The organism is Fibrisoma montanum (assembly GCF_003583365.1).
Lineage (GTDB): Bacteria > Bacteroidota > Bacteroidia > Cytophagales > Spirosomataceae > Fibrisoma > Fibrisoma montanum.
The window spans coordinates 399,699-418,371 of sequence record NZ_QXED01000007.1 but is presented as its reverse complement, the minus strand read 5'-3'; the positions used below and the strand labels follow the sequence as shown (position 1 = coordinate 418,371).

Below are 18,673 nucleotides of genomic sequence, written 5' to 3'. Positions count from 1 at the left end.
TAAATGATAAACAAAAACCTGCCTTACGGTTCAAGCAAAGAAACCGCAGGGCAGGTGTATTCCGTAACGTCGAAGACGGGGTCGGTCAGAACGTAATAGGCTGGGTCAGGTACGTAGCCTGGTTGTCGCCGTTGATGCGGACGGTCGCCGTGAGTGGTTTCTTGTTCCAGTCGATCGTAATGAGGCCGTAGTTTAGCTGGGCCACCATCTCGCCTACGCGGTGGCGATTGGGTTCTTCGTGCGGCTTGGATACGTGCGTAAGGCCGCTGCTGGTGATGTCGTAGAGGTCATAGCCCAGGCCGGGTACGCTTTCCTTGGAAATCTCGGCTATGTGCCGGTCACCGCTGATCAGCATCGCTCCTTTGGGTTTTGTTTTGGCGAGCAGGTCCATCAACCGTTGGCGGGCAGTCGGGAAGTTGCCCCACTTCTCGTAGGGGTGTTCTTCCGGAATGATCTGAATGCCACAGCCGATAATGTGAACGTCGGCATCGGAATTGGTCAGTTGCTGTTCCAGCCAGCTCCACTGGGTTTCGCCCAGGATATCGCCGGTTGGGTCTGGTACGTTGACTTTGCCGTCTTTTTTGAGCGGATCGCGGAAATAACGGCCATCCAGCAGAATCACCTTGACGCGCTGGCCTTTGGGCCCGTACACGTGCGACGAGTAGCCGCCTTCCTGCGTGCGAAGCGGGCTGCTGGCCGGTACGTCCAGAAAATCGAGCATGAGCTGCTGGCTTTCTTTCCGGCGCGGGTATTCCTTACCCCCGTCGTTGACGCCATAGTCGTGGTCGTCCCACACGCCGATGATCGACGCCGACTGCCGCAGTTGCTGGTAAACGGGGTTGGCTTTCTGGCGGGCATATTTGGTTTTCAGGGTATCCATACTTTCCGAATCCCCGTAAATGTTGTCGCCGAGCCAGATCCAGACGTCCGGTTTCTGCGCTACGATATCATCCCAGAGCGGCTGGGGGCGCTTCTGGTCGCTGCACGACCCGAAGGCGATGGTGGTGATGGGTTTCTGGGACTGGGAAGCGGTAGCTTTGGGCTTCGACGACTGGCAGCCGGCCAGCAGGACGCAGCCCAGAAAGCTGAGCGTTACAACGTTTTTCATCCGTACGAAAGGAGTATTCATCCGGCAAAAATAGAGAAGCCGACCCATTTGCTGGTCGGCTTCATAATTTGGTAATACATGGCATTGGTGATCCAGGCGGTGAAAACGTCGCTGACTCACCGGTTTGGTGTGGTAAAAGCCATGCCGGGTGGTTTCGACGGCTCCGGCTGATCTTCGTACACTTCCGGACTGAGATTGCGTAGCTTAGAAAGGTTATAGAACCCGAATCCGGCTTTAGAAATGATGGGTAACCCAATCAGCAGCACTGTGGTTAGAAACGGATCGATATAACCCGCGCCCGGCGTGCCCAGCGCCCAGACCAGCGGATATAAAACCCATTGAACCGTCAGAAACCTAGCCGAGCCACGGTAAGCCTGCTGTATCTGCGGATCGGTAACGGTCTTAGAATCGGTACAGCCCTGCTAAACGGATGGACTCCCCATACCCGAGACTATCGGCATCATCGAGAATGTGAACCTCACCTCCGTGCTGCAGGGTCAGTAAAGCCACTTTATCAAATAAGGGTTCATCCCCCGGTTGCCGACGGTCGTGCAGTGTGGTTTCCAGGGTGTGTTCGTCAAAACGCCCCCAGGCCTGAGCGTGTCTGTGCATAAACAGCACCTCAATGCGGCCCATTACGGCCGCGTCGAGTAACGAACGTACATCTTTCGAGACCCGGTCTGATCCACGGGCGTTGGCAAATTCAGTCAGCCGACGATCCTGTATCTCGCTGAAATAGCCAGTTAGCAGCTCATTAGCCAGCGGATGCAGGTTGGTTGGATGCGTATGTTCAAAATTACCGATCAGTCCGTCCTGGCATAAGCGCGGGTACGTATTGACCTGCCGATAAATAGGATGGTAGTAGTTGACCCCCGCCAGGACAAGCGGGGCGTTTTCCATAGCGAGCAACTGAACAACGGCGTCGTTGATGAGCCGGAAGAAGTCGGCAAGCAGATGATCCTTTTCTTTATTGTCGGTATCGTCGCTTCGGTATACCGCTGCGGCATGACGGCTACTGCCCCGGGCTCGGGTGCGCCCCTGAAGTTCTTCCTCAAAATCATAGTAGTCGGTCACAGCGTCGAGGCCCGATGGAAATTCAAGGTTCATGCCCATGTGAATCATTGAGTACTGATCGGCCTTATGCAGCGTAACGCCTTTTTTCGATATCAGCAGCAGATAGTAATGGCGCAGGGGCTGCGTGAAGGGCAGCAGCGGATTAATACAGAAGCCTGAGCTGATTTCGTAAACATGGCGAAACGGCGTGGGGCTATGAAAATACGTGAAAAAGTCGTGGCTCCGGAAGATAGCCAGCCCCTTGGACTGATACCGCCAGAAAATCCAGTCATCAAGCAGCGCTTCTACGGGTTTCAGCAACTCGTTGATAGCCGATCGTTGCAGGCCTTCCTCCTGAAGTTTCAGCCGGATGTCCTGAATATGATTTTTGAGCTGCAGCCTGTCCATACTTTCGTTGACTTCCAGGCCATACTCATGGGTAGGCAGGTAAATGGACAGGCAGTGATCGGCCCGGCGTTCCGTCAGGTCGATAATTACGTCTTTGTTTAATTCCAGCGTGTTCATGGTGTCGCGGTCGAGAGTTTGTAAAGGGTGTTGGCAGCGCCCGTATGGCACCCATCTATTAACTGAACCGCTCTGGAATGACTATGGTACTTATTAGAATGTACTAATCACTGACTATCAGTTGATTGACTTGTAAAGTATAAGGCTATTTTAAGGTTTATCTTATTTTCTTCTAAGGAAACAGACCTTGTCGCCGGAAATGGAATGCGCCTGCCAACGCAACGGCCTCACTCGAGTCAGGCCATGGCGTTGGCAGGCGCACTTGCTTCGGATTGTTCCGCAGCGGAAACCCGTACAGTTTCGCCGGTGATCCGTTCTACCCAAACAGAAAATAAGCGATTACCAGCGTCACGCCGATGTTAAACGCCTGGGCGATCAGGAACGCGTAGAGCGGCTTGCGGCTGTTCTGGTTGATCAGGTCGGCAAAGTTGGTTTCCAGGCCAATGCTGGTAAAGGCCAGCGCAAACCACAAGCCCTGCAGGCTTTTCAAACTTCCCTTAACCGGCTCGATCGCCGATGGGCTCAGCACAAAGGAAAACAGCAGCGACGCGCCGATGAACCCCAGGACAAACTTGGGGAAACGCTCCCAGATTACGCCCAGGGTTGGTTTTTCAACCTGTTCGCCCCCCACGCCCGTGACGGTTTTGTGCGAGTAGGTCCAGTAAACACTGATCGCAAAAGCGGCCAGTCCCAGCAAGACGTTCTGTGAGAATTTGACGATGGTGCTGATTTTGAGCGCTTCTTCGCCCGCCAGGCTGCCCGATGCCACTACCGCACCCGTCGTGTCGATGGTGCCACCCAGCCACGCACCGGTCACTTCGGGCGATAGCCCCATGGCCTGAGCGGCATAGGGCATAATCAGCATCATCGGGATGGCCGTGATGAGCACGAGCGAAATGACGTACGAGAGTTTTTTGCTGTCGCCCTGAATGGCCCCCGACGTAGCGATGGCCGCCGATACCCCACAGATCGAAACGGCGCTGGCCAGCATCATCGTCAGCTCGTCGTCTACCTTCAACTGCCGGCTGATCCAGTACGCAAAATACCAGACCGACAGTACAACCAGCAACGCCTGCACCAATCCCAGCGAACCGGCTTTGAGGATATCGCCGAAGATGACCGTAGTACCCAGCAGTACCAAACCGATCTTAACGAACAGTTCGGTCGAGAGCGACGCCCGCAGCCAGTCGGGGATTTTGAACAGATTTCCTACGATCAGGCCGATGCTCAGGCTGAATATAACGGCTTCGAGATTAAGGTCCTTCAACGTTTTGTTGCCCGCCAGGAGCAGAGCCAGCACGGTTAGCCCGAAAACAACCGGAAAGCCCAGGAGCGTTGCCCGGACGGGCTTGCCGAGCAGATACGTGCCCACCAGCGCAACGGCGTAGGTGAACGCAAACTGACCGGCTATGGCGGCCAGATTACTTCCGGTAAACACCTTACCCGTTAAATCGCCTGCCTTGCTCCAGCCGAAACCCGGGGTTGGGATGACCAACCCCGCCAGCGAGAGCGCAATGATCAGCAGGCCGAGGACAACCACGGTCCAGTCTTCAGTGAGGTTGAGTTTATTCTTTTCGGCCGAGGCCGTTGGGGTTGATACGTTCATAAGGTACAGTGTCAGGTTTAATGTTTCGGGCGGCCAGTTCCAGCTTTCAGGTCATGCCCGTATTAAACGCTGAACATGAAACCTGGAACGTTGCGCTAGTTAAAAAATCATTCGTTCGTTAATTCTACCGGTACCGACTTGCCAAAACTATCGCGCAGCACGACCCGGGCTGCGTGGTAACCGCATAAACCATGCACCCCTCCGCCCGGTGGTGTTGCCGAGGAGCAGATAAAAACACCGGGCGCCCCCGTGCGGTAGGGCGTCAGACTCAGCGTAGGCCGCGTAAATAACTGCCGGACGTCGATGATGCCGCCGTTGATGTCGCCCCCGACGTAGTTTGGATTCCAGGCTTCCACCTGGGCGGTATTCATCGTGGCGCGGGCCAGAATCCGGTCCCGGAAACCCGGTGCAAAGCGCTCCACCTGCCGCTCGATGATGCCGGTCATGTCGACCGTTGAGCCGTTCGGTACGTGGCAGTAGGCCCAGGCTGCCTGTTTACCGGCCGGTGCCCGCGTCGGATCGAACAGGCTCTGCTGAGCCAGCAGAACGTAGGGGCGGTCGGGATGTTTGCCGTCGTAGGTCTGCTGTTCGGCGTCGGTGATTTCTTCGAGGGTGCCGCCAAGGTGGACGGTACCCGCCTGCCGGCATTCCGGGGCCGTAAACGGAATCGGTCCGTCCAGGGCCCAGTCAATTTTGAAGATGCCGGGACCGTAGCGATACCGTTCGAGTTGCCAACGGTACAGTGTCGGGAAGCGATCCCCTACGATGGACAGCAGCTGCTTTGGGGTCAGATCAAACACAACCACCCGCGATTTGGGCAGGTCGTTCATAGAGCGAACCGGCCGGTCGGTCTCCAGGTGCCCGCCCAACGACCGGAAATACGAGACCAGGGCGTTTGTAATGGCCTGCGACCCTCCTTTGGGTACAGGCCAGCCGCGGTGGTGACCTGCCGCCATGAGCACGAGGGCGATGGCTGCGGTGGTGACGTTGCTCAGGGGCTGGATCGAATGGGCGGCCATACCGGCAATGAGGCCCCGGGCTTCGGTCGTCTTGAAACGGCTGGCCAGCCACGTAGCCGGCAATACCGCATCCAGCCCGAACCGGGCCATGTCGAGCGGATGGTCAGGGAAACGTAGGGGCCCCAGCACATCGACGGCTAACGTTGGCCAGTGCCTGACCACCGGTTCGAGTAGTCGGCGATACGTTTGCTCGTCGGCGCCGAGGGTTCGGGCCGTGTCGTCTACCGCACCGAACAGCGCGGCTGCCGTTTTGCCGACGCTCGGGTCGAATGGGTGAGCGGCTGCTACGGGTGGGTAGATGTATTCCAGCCCATGGTCGGCGAGGGGCAGGCTTTTGAAAAAAGGCGAGCCGGCCGCCAGCGGATGCACCGCCGAACCAAGGTCATGCACAAAGCCGGGCAAGGTTAGCTCGGCTGAACGAACCCCGCCCCCAAACGTAGATCGGGCTTCGAGCACCAGCACCGACAACCCCGCCCGCGCCAGCACAATAGCCGCGCTCAGGCCGTTTGGTCCGGAACCTACTACTACGGCATCGTATGGCTGGTTTGTCACTTGACGTTCGGTTTGCGGTTTTCAGGATACTGCTGGCTGGTCATGCGTAGGCTGTGCTGTCGGGTGCATGTATCCGATAGCATGAACGTGATGGAGCGGTTCAGGTACGTTCGGGTTCAACATTGGCCGATTGTTTAGCTGAAGAAACAATGCTCTTTGGTGGCTTGATCCAGTACGTCAGGCCCCCCACCAGCACGATGCCCAGCCCGATCAGGCTTTCGGTAGGCTTGTCGGTGATGATGAACGCCAGGACGAACAGGCTGAACACGATATAGGCCCACTGCAGCCACGGCCGCAGCGGACTGTGAAAATCAGTCGGTAAACGCTTCGTGCGCAGCAGACTCGCAACGGCCAGCGTGCCCATCAGTTGCAGCACGAACGACGTGCAGAGCAGTACCTGTTCCAGGGTGCCCGAGAACAGCAACAGCAGCGTGATGCCCGTTTGCAGCCAGATGGTCCGGACGGGAATCTGGTGTTTGTTCTCGTGCTGGAAGACGTGCCACAACGGAAAATCCCGCGCCATGCGGCTGGTGACCCGGGCACCCACCCAGACGTACGAACTCATTGTAGCGACGAGTTGCAGGGCAATGCCGGCGCTCACCCACCGACCGGCGTTCGTCCCAAAATATTGGCTGAACGCAATCTCCGCGACATTGGCCTGGCCGGTTAAGGCGTTTACGGCGGCCAGTTTCAGGAAGACGATCTGAAGGCAGACGTACAGGATCGTCACCACCAGCGTACCCAGGAGCAACGCTCTGGGTAGGTTTTTAGCGGGGCTGCGAATTTCGGATACGATGTAAGCCGCTGCGTTCCAGCCGGTGTAGGCATAGGTGACGTACAACAGCGATACGGCAAAAGGGGTTGTCGGGATTTCGGACTGGTAGCTGGAGTCGAAGCGAAACGCGTTGGCCATCGACGGCGATACGTAAAACCCGACGGCCAGCAGACTCAGCACGAAAGCGATTTTGGCTATGGTCGTTACGTTCTGAAACACGCTGCTGTGCCGCAGACTGAACGAGTGAATGAGGCCCATGCTGATGATGAGCGAGACCGTTAGCCAGCGCGTGTTGGTTAAACCAAACGGCAACAGATACGACTCCATCGCTTTACCGGCGATGGCAACCGGGGCCGCAAATCCGCCCACCAGCGACACCCAGGCCGACAGATAGCCTAAAAACGGGTGCAGCCCCCGGGAAATAAAGACGTAATCGCCCCCTTTCTCGTCGGGGTAATGCGTGCCCAGCTCCGCCAGGGAAAACGCCCCGATCAGGGCCAGCACACCCCCCAGCACCCAGAGCAGAATGATGGACCAGGTGTTTTGAACGGCCGCGAGCTGAAAACCCAGACTGGTGAACACACCGGTCCCGACCATGTTGGCGATTACCAGGAAGCAGGCGGTTAGCCAGCCAATTTTATGCGTAGTTGTTGCCATTACCGTGCTGTATGAGTCAGGCATGAGGCCTTTTGCACGAATATCGGCCAATCTGAGCGGGAGACAAAACATGCCGGAAAATTGGATTAATACAGACCGGCCTGCAACGTACTTCCCGACAGGGCGTACGTCCGGTTGACGCGGTCCAGTACGACGTAGATGGAGTCTTTGTTTTCGCTGATGCCGCTCAGAATAACGCGCGAACCGTCTTTGGTGCTGTAGGTCAATAGCATCCGGTTGCGCTCTACGTCCCGACGGCGTTCGGCGTTGATGCCCTTCGTCCGGCGGGTAGAGCGGGCGATGGGATCGATCCGGCTGTCTTCGTCGCCAATGGTGGCCAGCGCGTCGGCTGGTATCCACTGGGCCGCGGCTGCTTTAGGCTTCAGCTTTTGGGATTTAGCCGCATCGGCTTCGTCACCGCCTTCACCACGCGGCCCGCCCGGACGATACTTGTCCTGCAGATACAGTACGTGATTCTTCGTGTCGGCATCGTAGTAGAAGACGCGCTGCCCACCAGCTACGCCGGTCAGTTCAAACGTTCGGTTGAGGTCGCGCATGGGTGCCCCTCCGCCGTTGGAGAGGTCGAGCGGAACCGCGCGGTTCGTTCTGAACGTCAGCGTCGACCAGTTTTCAAAAGTTGCTTCCTGCCATCGAACCGAATCCAGGGGTGAATAAGGGAGTACTCTGCCGTTCAGCCGGAATTCCGTTACGTTGTAATTACCCCGCAATTCGGGGACTCCTTTCTGAGCGGGTTGTTTGTAAGGATCATAGCGGAAGTTGACGTACTGTAGCCAGAACAACAGCACGAGAAAAATGCCGATTGTCGCGGTCTTGAGACCAATACGAACGTAACGCTGCCAGCCCGTAAAGGTCGGGTAGTAGGTGAATGGTACGGTAAAGCGCTCCCTGATCAGCAGGTTATACAGACTTGGAATGTAGTCGATCAGCAGAAACCCCGACAGCAGCACGAAATACGAACTGTAGCCATGAACACCGCCGTCGTAGGCAAAATTAACGTAGACAATGTCCGCCAGTGCGCCGAACAGCAGTACGGCCCCCCAGAACGTTGTAGCCCGGAAGAAAAGCAGGACACCCGCGGCTACTTCCACAACGCCCGTAAACACTTCGTACCAGGGGACAATGCCGATGGAGAGCCAATAGATCTTCTGGGCCGTGAGGTCGCCGAAGTTGGTATTCAGTAGTCCCAGCGACGGGTAGGGCAGCTGCGTCGGCATGAGTTTCGTAAAGCCAAACCCGATAATGCCGATGCCCGCCCGGTAGCGCACAATCACCCGCAGCCAGTAATACAACAGCGGTCCGGCGTTTCGGTTGTAGGGCAACGGGTCCGGTTTACGCAACCGGGCTACGGCTGACCAGAGTACCCCCACGGCCATGGAGAACAGGAACGTAATGAGCCAGGGCGCGTAGCCGAGTAACGTACTACCGAACAGTTTGTTGCCGAACAGCGTAATGCCGGAACTGAAGCGCGAGAGGTCATACAGATCGCGGTAATGCAGGTGCAGCCAGTCTAACGAAACGGCGTTTTTATACCAGTTCCAGTTGTTGGGCAGCGCCATGATCACAAAGAACACGAATGCAATCCGGAACAGGACGTTCTGACTGGCGGTCCATGGTTTACGAGTCGTGACCCGGTCAGGAATGTTTCGGTCAGGCGTGACCCGGTCTGACGTGACCCGGTCTGACGGCACGTCTGACCGCAATAACAAACCACTCCGGTCAGACGTACCGTCAGACCGGGTCGCGTCAGACCGAGTCGCGTTAAACCCAGGCGCACCAAACGTGTCGGCGGGTTCGGTTGGTCCGGAAGAAGTCGGCTGCAGGGAGTTTAGACCGGGATGGTCGGAGGTCGTTTTGATTGATGACATGACTACATCAGAGGGTTAAGGTTCCGCGACGGCCGGCTTTGGCTGCCTCTTCCACCAGATACTTTTTATTGACTTTGTCCAGCACAACATGAATGGAATCGTGGGCCTCATTAATGCCCGACAGAATAAGCTGCGACGGAGTCGGTCGGCTGTAGCGGAGCGTCAGCGTTTCGCCGGCGTGGGCTTTATTCCGGTTTCGAAGCCGAAGTGTCTGACGGGCCGGGTCTACGTCGTAGCTGTAGTAATGGCGGCCCTGCGAACCGGCCAACTCGTAGGTGCGGTCGGCGTCGCTGGCGTACATCTCCTCCGTGTTGGACCGGTCGAGCCGGACCGGCCGGTTGGACTTGATGCTGATGGTTGCCCATTTCTCAAAAACTACATCCTGCCAGCGCGTCGAATCGGTTCTGGAATACGGCAGTACGTTGTTGTTGACGCGGAATTCGCTGACGTTGTAGATCCCGCTGGCACCGGCCAGGCCCGGCTGTTGCGGGAAATGATACCGTCCCTGGCGGTAGCCACCGTAGGTTTTGTAGCCATACAGACCAACAAAAAACAGCACGAAGGCCGTCTTCAACGCCAGGCGGGCCGTTCGTTGCCAGGGTTTGGTAAGTACCAGCCGGAAGCGATTCGGGGCGGTTGGCTGTTCGAGCGAAACCAGCCTGAACAGCCGCACGGCATCGTAAGCAAAGATGAACAGGGCCAGCACGACGAGGTAGAAGCTATACACGTACTCACCGCCCTCGTACGCCAGGTTCGATACGAACACGTTGCCCGTAAACGGCAGGATAATGAGGGTGCCTATGCCCGCGGTTTTACGGTTCAGCAGCAACAGCGCGCCCAGGATTTCAACCAAACCAAGGAAGGATTCGTACGATGGTACAATGCCTAGGCTTAAGGAAAAGAGTTTCCAGGCGGTGAAATCGCCGTAATGGGTATTCAGGTTGCTGATCGATGGGTACGGCGCCTGCAACGGAAAAAGCTTGATGAACCCATACGCCAGCAGGCCGACCGCCAGCCGGTACCGCACAACGACCCGCAGCCAGTAGTACAGTTGATTATAGTGGTTGGCCCCCTGATCCCGATACGTCCAGATTACGGCACCAACCCCGGCGATCAGCGCGACAATGGCCCAGTTCGCGAACGTATCGGGTCCGTCGAAAAATTCGGGCTGATAGCGAGCCAGGTAAAAGATGCCGCGGTACTGGAGGTTTGTCCAGTCGATGGCGAACAGATCGCGGTAGTACGTCCAATCCAGCGGAACGGCCTGGATGATGAAGTAGATAAAGAAAAACCGGAACAGCAGCTTTTCCGACCCCCGCCAGTCGGAAGGCGATGCCGTTGGCTGGGCGTCCGGAACCGTTATTGGGCCAAACTCGGATAGTTCAGCTTTCCATTCCGAAGGTACGCCCGTAATGGCTGTTTTTGTCATAACCTGCGTTGGTTTTACGATTAGCTATACGTTGACTATAGGCTTATTTCGCGGGTTCGTTGGGCCGCAGCCGCTGGGGGGTCAGCACCTTTCTCGTTTGCAGATCAAACGTTTGCCCCCGACCAAGAAAGTAGAACGGGCCTCCGGTACTGTTCTGGCCGGATGGATACTGGGCGTTGTTGGCAATTTGCTCGGCCGTGTAGATGCCTACGAACGAATTGCCGATTACCTCAAACGTATTTTTCTGCACCACAATGGCCGTGCTCTCGTCAATGCCAATGCCGAGTAGCTCAGGCCGTTCTTTTATGACATTGATCAGGTCAAACTGCCGGTTTCGGCGCAGGACGTGCTGGTCGATCGTTACGTTGTGGATAAAATCGAGCCCCTGCGTGTGATCGCCGATCAGAATGGCGTTGCCCTTGGTGTCGCCCCGTACCATGAACGAGCCCAGGATCGTAGCGCCCGCCGACGTACCGCCGATAACGCCACCCCGCGCCAGCAGAGCATTAAATTCTTTATGCGCCAGGGTGTTGAGGTATGAATCGGCTAAGCGCCAGTGCCGACCGCCGATGAACCAGACCCCCGTGGCCCGCTTCAGGGGCGCGACGAACGATTCCTGATTGGATTCCTTAGGGTCGCGGGTGTGGAGCACGGTTACCTGCCTGACCCCCAGATCCAGGAGCCGGTTCTTGTCGCGGGCACCGCTGTTCACGATCGACGAATCTTCGCCCGCCGTGGGAATGACGACAATGTTGGCATTCGGTCCACCGGCCAGCTCGATGAATCGCCCCCAGATTTCGGGACCCATGGCTCCTCCGCCAACGATGACCAGAGCCCCTTTCTCGGGCCCGACGGGTTTGGCCGGCGATTGGGTTTGCGCCTGGGCCGGGAGCAGACTGAGCGAAGCTATAATGAAGGCAAAAAGCGTTGTGGTTTTCATGAGGATGTTTGTAGTCAGTGGTTAATACCCTTCGTTCTGTGTCAAGGCTTTATCGGCAAGGATTTCGCTGGTTGGGATGGGGAAGACGTATTTTTTCGTGTCCGTGATGCCCAGGACCGCGGCTATCCGTCCCGTCCGGATCAAGTCAAACCAGCGGTCGGCTTCAAACGGAAACTCGACGCGTCGTTCCTGCTCAATGGCCAGTAGCGTAGCTTCCAGAGTCGGGGTTGTCGTGGTCGTGAGGGCCGATAAGCCAGCCCGGTCGCGGACCGCATTCAGATCGGCGAGGGCCTCGTTGAGCTTACCCAGCCGCGCCCGGGCTTCAGCCCGGATCAGGTACAGTTCGGCGATGCGAATGATGTACTGCGGATCGGTGCCGATCGGGTTGCGGTAGTAGAGCTTCCCGTACCACAGGTTGCCGGGAGGGGCCGTCTGCGCAATCAGACCGTTGCGATTACCCCCCATGTTTGGGTCGTTGAGTAACGTAACGAGCTGGGCATTCGGTGCCCATTCGCGCCGACCGCCGAGGGCAGGAGGGAGCCACCAGTTCGCGTGTCCGTTTCGGAAGGAATTGCTGAAAGCCAGTTCAAAAACCGATTCGGGTGTTGCCACCGCATTGTTCGCGAAGAAGGCGCTGTAAGGTCTGGCAAGCCGGTAATTGGTAGCGTCGCTAATGAGCTTGCTCGCGTACTCGTCGGCCTGCGCCCATTCCTTGCGGTACAGATGATACCGTGCCCGCAACGCCCAGACCGTCTTGCGTGTTACCCGGTTGCGGTTGGTCGTGTTGGGCAGCAAGGGTTCGGCCGCGGTCAGGTCTTTCAGAACCTGGGCGTAGGTTTCGTCTGCGCTGCTACGTTTGATGCCGGTGTTATCCGACGGTTGTCGGGTTGGTGCCAGAACCAGCTGAACCCCGCCCCAACCGCGCACGAGGTCGAAATACGCCAGCGCCCGAATCGTTAGGGCTTCTCCCACGAACTGATCTTTGCGGGCAGCCGTCAGCTGCGGATCGGTCAGGGCTGGAACGGTTTCGATCAGGTAATTAGCCGACAGAATTGTGCGGTAAATACCCGCCCAGGCGTTGCCGACGTAGCCGTTGTCGGCGGTCAGCTTGCGGGCCGTAATCTCCTGGGGAGCCCCCTGCGAGCCGGTCCACTGGATATCGCCCCCCGACAGGTACGCCAGTGCCTGAAAATTGGAGCCGTAGTAGCTGTCGTTACCCAGCCGGTTGTAGAGGCCATTCAGCGCTACCTCGGCTGAACTGGCGTTCGTGATCGCCTGCGACTCGTCGATCTGCAATTCAGGCTGAACCTCCAGGAACGACTGGCAACCCGCGAGCAGAACCAGCAACGAGAAAATCAAGAATGTGCGGTTTGTAGTAGTCATACGGCTAATGTCATGTTGGTGAGTCGTCGGTCTGTGTGTCGTTGACTGGCCCCGGCCGTTTCAGGAACCGGGCCGTCATGACCACGAAATGACGGTTTACAAGGTCAGATTTAAGCCAAGTTGAGCGGTACGTGGCAGCGGAGGGGTGCCAAGGTCATGCGCCTGTGTAGTGGGGTTCGCCGTTACGTTCACTTCCGGGTCTGGTCCCTGGTAGTTGCTGAGCAGCCAGAGGTTTGAGCCGTTGTAGTACACCCGGGCGGATGTTATGCCGACTTTCCGCAGCAGATTCTTCGGAATCGTATAACCGATGACGAGACTGTTCAATCGAACAAACGAACCATCTTCGATGAACCGGCTGGTCGGGTTAAGATTGTAGTTATTTCCCTGCGTCGTGATGCGCGGTACGTCGGTAATGTCGCCCGGTTTCTGCCAGCGGTTCAACTGGTTTTTGTTGATCGCCCGGCGGTCGTCGCGCGTACCGCCCGATTCGTGAAAGAAGCGGTTGTTGTTGTTGACCTTGTTGCCGTAGCTGAAGTTGAAGAACAGCGATACGTCAAACCCTTTGTAGGACAGCGTATTGTTCAGTCCTCCGACGAACTTGGGCAGGGCCGTACCGACGTACTGGCGGTCGGCGGCCGTCAGGATGCCGTCTTTGTTGTAATCATCGTATACGGCATCACCGTTTTCGGGGTTGACAGACAGTTGTTTGTATACGAAGAAGGCGTGGTATGGATAGCCTTGTAGCAACCGCTGCGTGGCGTAGTTTGCATCAACCGGGAGCGACAGTTTCTCAATGCGGTTGACGTTGGCCGCTATGTTGAAGGTTGTGTTCCAGGTCAGGCCGCGGCTTTCGATATTGACCGTATTCAGGCTGAACTCAAGCCCCCGGTTGCTGATTTCGCCGTCGTTGCGGTAAATCGACGCAAAGCCCGAACTCTGCGCCAGCGGCACCTGTAATAACAGGTCATACGTGTACTTCGAGTAAGCGTTCACTTCCAGCCCGATCCGGTTGTTCAATAAGCCCACGTTCAGACCCACGTTTACCTGTCGGGTTGTTTCCCACTTTAAATCCGGGTTAGCCAGTTGCACCGGAAACGTACCGGGATTGTCCTGGTAGTTATAGCCGCCCCCCCACAGACCGCGGGGGGCAAAATCGTTGATGCCGTTCTGGTTACCCGTCCAGCCGACGCTCGCCCGCAGCTTCAGGTCGCTCACGAAGGTCACGTTCTGCAGGAAGTTCTCCTGCTTTATCTGCCACGCCAGACCCGCCGACGGGAAATAACCCCATTGGTTGTTGGTGCCGAATCGCGAGGAAGCGTCGGCCCGGAGGCTGGCCTCGATGAAGTACTTCCTGGCAAAATTGTAGTCGATCCGGCCGAAGAACGAAGCCAGATTGTTGCGCGTCCGGCTCGATGTGGATGTTGTCACCGACGCCGATGAAATCTGTTTGAACGCGTCGGATGGGAAGTTGGTGCCCTGGGCCTGGGTCTGCGTCGACAGGTTGCCTTGTACGGAGTTGCCCAGCAGAGCCCCGAACGAATGATTGCCACCGAAAGTCCTTCGGTACGTCAGCGTCTGCTCGTTGATCCAGACGGTGTTTTTGCTGATGCTCGATGTGGCCAGGCCGCGGCTTGCGCTACCCCGGTTGGTCAGCGTGTTCCAGTACTCATATTCGTCGTAGATGTTGTAGTCGAGGCTCCAGCTACTGCGGAACTTCAGGCCGTCGATGATATCGATTTCGCCGTACAGATTGCCGATGTAGCGGGTACTGATCGACTGCATATCTGTATTATTGATCAGTACGTCGAGATTGTCAAAACCCGCCCATTTAGCGTACGAACCGTCAGCGTTGAACTTGGGCAGGTACGTCGGCGTGTGCAGGGCCGCCTGTAGAATTCCGCCCTGCGGACCATCACCCACCCGTGCGTTCGTGCGGTTCGACTGTGAGAAGATGTTGCTGGTCCCGACGCGAATCCGGTTCGTCAGCTCGTGGTCGAGGTTGAGTTTAAAGCTCGCCCGCTGAAAATCATTGGTACGCAGGGTCGCCTGCTGGCTCATATACCCACCGCCGAGATAAAAACGGGTCTGCTGATTGCCGCCCGATACGGCCAGGTCGTAGTTCTGCAAGGCACCGGTCCGGAAGATGTCGCCCAGTCGGTCGTAAGTCGGTTGTTCGTCGGGTAAACCGCGGCCCGCCACGCCATTCACCAGTTGATCTTTCGGCCGGAAAGGACGCGTTTCGAACGGTTTGCCGTCGTTCACCCAGGCCTCGTTGATAATGGTCGCGTGTTCGGGGCCGGTCACCAGGTCCCACAGTTTGGGGGCCCAGGCCTGACCGACGCTGGCGTTCAGCGAAACTTTCGTTTTTGAGTTGTATGCCCCCCGCTTGGTCGTGATTACCACCACGCCGTTGGCCGCCCGGGCCCCGTAGATGGCCGTTGCTTCGGCATCTTTCAGGATGGAGATGGATTCGATGTCGGCTGGGTTAATGTCGGCCAACGGGTTGTTGGCCTGCCCCTGGGTCGTGATCTTCTGCAGTGATTGGTTGTTGATGAAGACCCTATCGACGACGTACAGCGGATCGTTACTGGCGTTGATGGACGTATTGCCGCGGATGCGGAAATAGATGCCATCGCCCGGAACGCCCGTATTGGCCGACACCTGCACCCCGGCTACCTGCCCCTGCAGTTGCTGTTCAAAGCTGGCTACCGGTCGGTTTTTGATCTGGTCGGCGTTGATCTGCGTAACGGCTCCGACCAGATTTTTGCGGTCCTGCGTGCCGTAGCCCACCACCACCACTTCGTTGAGCTGGGACGAAGACTCCCGCAGGGTTACGTTGACGTCGGTTCTGTTATCAACGGTTGTTTCGGTTGTCTGATAACCGATGGCTGAAATGACTAATGTCTGACCGGGACGGGTGTCGAGGGTGAAGCGGCCGTTGGCGTCCGAAGACGTTCCTTTATTCTGACCTTTTACAACAACGTTAGCGCCGGGAAGTGCCTCCCCATTTTCAGCGCGAATAACCCCCGACAGACGGGTTGAAACTGACTGTGCCAGCAGCCAGCCTCCGGTGAATAGCCAAACTATCCACACAGTTAGAAGTTTTTGCATTACTTTGTATTGGTTACGTTAAAAAATAAGCTTGCCAGAGCATTTTTTTGTAGCCAGCCGCTTCGGCGGTTCAACGGGACGGTTGCCGCCGTCCCGTTTTTTGTTGGATAGCTAATCCGATGTTTCGGCGGCCCGACGTTTCGGCGGCCCGACGTTTCGGTTGCCGCCGAATCGCCGTACCGCTGGTTGATAATAGCTAGCGTACCGCCAGTTTATTACCGAGCCGGACGTAGAACGTATACACGTAGCAGCCCGCGCAGAATCCGGCCAGGGATTCCAGCGCGGCAAACACCGCCAAGACCACCGTGGGTATCGTTGTAGCGTAGCCCAGTCCATGCAGCGTGGAGATGCCAATGGTGAAGCCCAGGCCAATGCCTGCCGCAAAACGTTTGGGGGCGGCATTCGTGGCTCGGAAAGGAAAGCGCAGGATACGCACCAGGACATCGGCCAGCCGACCGAGGGGACTGTATCGGGTGCGATTGAAACCCCTGAGCGAAAAATCGACCGTCAGCAGCAGAGGTAGTCCAAACCAGCCGGTCAGGAGATAAGCCAGACTGGTCAGGAAGACCAGAAAAGCCACCATCCGCACGTTGGACTCGTTTAGTTGCTCGCCGTCGGTTGGACAGATCAACAGGTTGTTTTTCATAGAATGAATCAATTGGTTGTCATGTTTTGCCAGTGGTAATGCCAGTCGTATCGGTCCATCAGGAGATTTCAGTTGTTAGTGATCCCCGTAGCGTTTCTCGCCTGCCCGAACCGCCAGCGCCAACTGGTTTTGTTTCGGTGGTAGCGGACACGTAGCGTACGGGGTGAAGGCGCAGGGCGGGTTGATGCTCTGGTTGAAATCCAGCGTGGTCAGGCCGTCGGGACCGGGGATATCGGCGTACAGAAACCGGCCGGATCCGTAGGTTTCATGCCGGTTGGTCTGGTCGCCAAACAGAATGAAAAGCTTATCAGGGCCTTCACTAACCGCATCGAGCCGGTGTGTTTTGCCGGCCATTCTAAATACCAGCGTACCAACCAGCGGCTGTTGCGATACCTGCCCCGTTACGTCCAGGATCGGAATGGTTCTGGGCGTTTCGGGCCGTTCGAGCCGGGCTTTTATCTGATTGTGTTCATCCACCGGATACCGATCGATGCCCTTAAAGTCGCTTAAGAATGGGCTTTCCAGGTCGCGTAACCGAATGGCGTATCGGTTGCCGCGCTTGATGACAAACCACCGCAGCGGCCCGTGCGATAACACCGGGCCGGGTTTCTGGTCGGGAACAAACAAGGGTTTCTCGCCTAAGACCGGCTGCCTGTCTTCATCCTGCACAACAACGCCCGGGGCAGCCGTAAACGTGACCGTATCGCCCCGGAGCCGGAACGTACCGAGTTGGTCGGGAGCTTTCCCGGCCGGAAACATCAGCAGGTTGTTTGGATCACTGCCCGCCGGGTTAGCGCCCGGCTGCAGCCAGAACAGGCCCGCCAGGTTGAGCCAGCCGCTTTCGCTTTTAAGGGATTCGATCCGTTTCTGATGCCACCGTTCCAACTGCTCGCGGTACGCCGGGTTTTCGGCCCGGAACCCCACCGTGACCAGCAAAGCCAGGCCCCAGAAACAGAAGAAAGCGAGGGCGTACCGGTTTAGTGGCTCAGGTCTCTGATGCAACGTGTTCATGATTATTAATTGATCTGTGTGATACTCACTAAACCTTTGACTGATTGTAGTCGTCTGGTAATCAGTAGAAAATGCTGCTGGTCATTGGTCTGTACGGTCAGGTGGCCGAACGCCCGCACACCATCCGCTTCGAACGACAGATTCAGGATGCGGCAATGCTCATCCTGCGGTATGGCGTTGGTTACGTCGCCCACGAAGTTCAACCGGTCAAAGCCCGTAATCTGAAAGACGGTCTGCCAACTGGGCAAGGTCGGTAGGTCTGGCTGCGGCTGTTCGTACATGATTAAACCAAGATTTACTATAAACCCCCAAAACCCTGTTATTAGATAGACTATTAGTACTTATAATCTATTGATTTAGTAGGTTTTGCAAATAAAGTGCATATTTGTGCTAGCTTCCAAATTTTACTGAAAAAATAGTAGTGGCAGCTGCGTTACAGGAAGCGATTCGTAGCGGCTTGACATCAAACGATAAGTCTCACTGAATCAATAAGAAGCAAGTAGCGGTATGATCTCAAAAAAAGCAAAATACGCGCTTAAAGCCATGACCCGCTTAGCGGAGCAGTACGGTCGGGGACCCGTTTTGACTCATCAGCTTGCCAAAGAAGGCGGAATCCCAAAGCGGTTTTTAGAATCGATTTTATTCGATCTGCGCAATCATGGTTTATTACAAAGTCGGAAAGGGAAAGACGGCGGGTACCAGCTGCGGATTGAGCCGGATAAGATCACGCTGGCGCAGATTCTGCGGATCATCGACGGACCGATTGCTCCCACGCCCTGCGTTTCCAAAAATTTCTACGTTCGCTGCGACGACTGCGAAGATGAGCAAACCTGCCACATTCGGCCCATCATGGAGCGCGTTCGGGATGCGAACCTGGCCATTTATGAAACGACGACCCTGGCTGGAATCAGAACGTGTCAGACCGGCAACGAAGCGGACCCTCGTCTGTAGATACGTGGGTCGCAGATGCCG

Annotated in this window: 14 protein-coding genes and 1 pseudogene; 1 reads left to right on the top strand and 14 read right to left on the bottom strand. The window is 56.7% G+C overall.

Going from position 1 to position 18,673, the window contains the following annotated elements; genetic code table 11:
- Nucleotides 1-85: 85 nt before the first annotated feature.
- From DYU11_RS24355 to DYU11_RS24290, 14 genes and pseudogenes are all read right to left on the bottom strand, one after another.
- On the bottom strand, nucleotides 86-1,108 hold the full coding sequence (locus DYU11_RS24355) for an alkaline phosphatase D family protein (RefSeq protein ID WP_119670328.1): 1,023 nt from the start codon (nucleotides 1,106-1,108) through the stop codon (nucleotides 86-88).
- Between the two features lie 221 nt (nucleotides 1,109-1,329).
- Nucleotides 1,330-1,497 (bottom strand): annotated as a pseudogene (locus DYU11_RS33990) (bacteriorhodopsin); the annotation flags it as partial.
- A 13-nt stretch (nucleotides 1,498-1,510) separates the two neighbouring features.
- The gene (locus DYU11_RS24345; RefSeq protein ID WP_119670326.1) at nucleotides 1,511-2,686 is read right to left on the bottom strand and encodes a baeRF3 domain-containing protein; all 1,176 of its coding nucleotides are present in this window, start codon (nucleotides 2,684-2,686) and stop codon (nucleotides 1,511-1,513) included.
- A 316-nt stretch (nucleotides 2,687-3,002) separates the two neighbouring features.
- A complete protein-coding gene (locus tag DYU11_RS24340) occupies nucleotides 3,003-4,292 on the bottom strand; it encodes a YeiH family protein (protein ID WP_119670325.1) in 1,290 nt (429 codons plus the stop codon).
- A gap of 107 nt (nucleotides 4,293-4,399) precedes the next feature.
- Nucleotides 4,400-5,863, bottom strand: a complete 1,464-nt coding sequence (locus DYU11_RS24335; protein WP_119670324.1) for a phytoene desaturase family protein — start codon at nucleotides 5,861-5,863, stop codon at nucleotides 4,400-4,402.
- 100 nt (nucleotides 5,864-5,963) lie between these two features.
- Nucleotides 5,964-7,295: an APC family permease gene (locus DYU11_RS24330; RefSeq protein ID WP_229366010.1), complete on the bottom strand. Its 1,332-nt coding sequence runs from the start codon at nucleotides 7,293-7,295 to the stop codon at nucleotides 5,964-5,966.
- An 86-nt stretch (nucleotides 7,296-7,381) separates the two neighbouring features.
- On the bottom strand, nucleotides 7,382-9,181 hold the full coding sequence (locus DYU11_RS24325; protein WP_119670322.1) for a hypothetical protein: 1,800 nt from the start codon (nucleotides 9,179-9,181) through the stop codon (nucleotides 7,382-7,384).
- A 7-nt stretch (nucleotides 9,182-9,188) separates the two neighbouring features.
- Complete coding sequence (locus tag DYU11_RS24320) at nucleotides 9,189-10,610, bottom strand: DoxX family protein (protein WP_119670321.1); 1,422 nt, start codon at nucleotides 10,608-10,610, stop codon at nucleotides 9,189-9,191.
- A gap of 43 nt (nucleotides 10,611-10,653) precedes the next feature.
- Entirely contained in the window at nucleotides 10,654-11,550 is an 897-nt protein-coding gene (locus DYU11_RS24315) for a cyanophycinase (RefSeq protein WP_119670320.1), read from the bottom strand.
- A gap of 21 nt (nucleotides 11,551-11,571) precedes the next feature.
- Nucleotides 11,572-12,933: a RagB/SusD family nutrient uptake outer membrane protein gene (locus DYU11_RS24310; protein WP_119670319.1), complete on the bottom strand. Its 1,362-nt coding sequence runs from the start codon at nucleotides 12,931-12,933 to the stop codon at nucleotides 11,572-11,574.
- A 96-nt stretch (nucleotides 12,934-13,029) separates the two neighbouring features.
- Nucleotides 13,030-16,044 (bottom strand): SusC/RagA family TonB-linked outer membrane protein, encoded by a 3,015-nt coding sequence (locus tag DYU11_RS24305; RefSeq protein WP_119670318.1) that lies wholly within the window; start codon nucleotides 16,042-16,044, stop codon nucleotides 13,030-13,032.
- Between the two features lie 196 nt (nucleotides 16,045-16,240).
- A complete protein-coding gene (locus DYU11_RS24300; RefSeq protein ID WP_119670317.1) occupies nucleotides 16,241-16,690 on the bottom strand; it encodes a DUF4395 domain-containing protein in 450 nt (149 codons plus the stop codon).
- 75 nt (nucleotides 16,691-16,765) lie between these two features.
- The gene (locus DYU11_RS24295; RefSeq protein ID WP_119670316.1) at nucleotides 16,766-17,701 is read right to left on the bottom strand and encodes a DUF1684 domain-containing protein; all 936 of its coding nucleotides are present in this window, start codon (nucleotides 17,699-17,701) and stop codon (nucleotides 16,766-16,768) included.
- Nucleotides 17,702-17,706: 5 nt separating this feature from the next.
- Nucleotides 17,707-17,982 carry an ACT domain-containing protein gene (locus tag DYU11_RS24290; RefSeq protein WP_119670315.1) on the bottom strand — a complete coding sequence of 92 codons (276 nt, stop codon included), beginning with the start codon at nucleotides 17,980-17,982 and terminating at the stop codon, nucleotides 17,707-17,709.
- Between the two features lie 226 nt (nucleotides 17,983-18,208).
- On the opposite strand from DYU11_RS24290, the gene DYU11_RS24285 reads away from it, so the two are divergent.
- A complete protein-coding gene (locus DYU11_RS24285) occupies nucleotides 18,209-18,652 on the top strand; it encodes an RrF2 family transcriptional regulator (protein ID WP_119670314.1) in 444 nt (147 codons plus the stop codon).
- Nucleotides 18,653-18,673 lie beyond the last annotated feature (21 nt).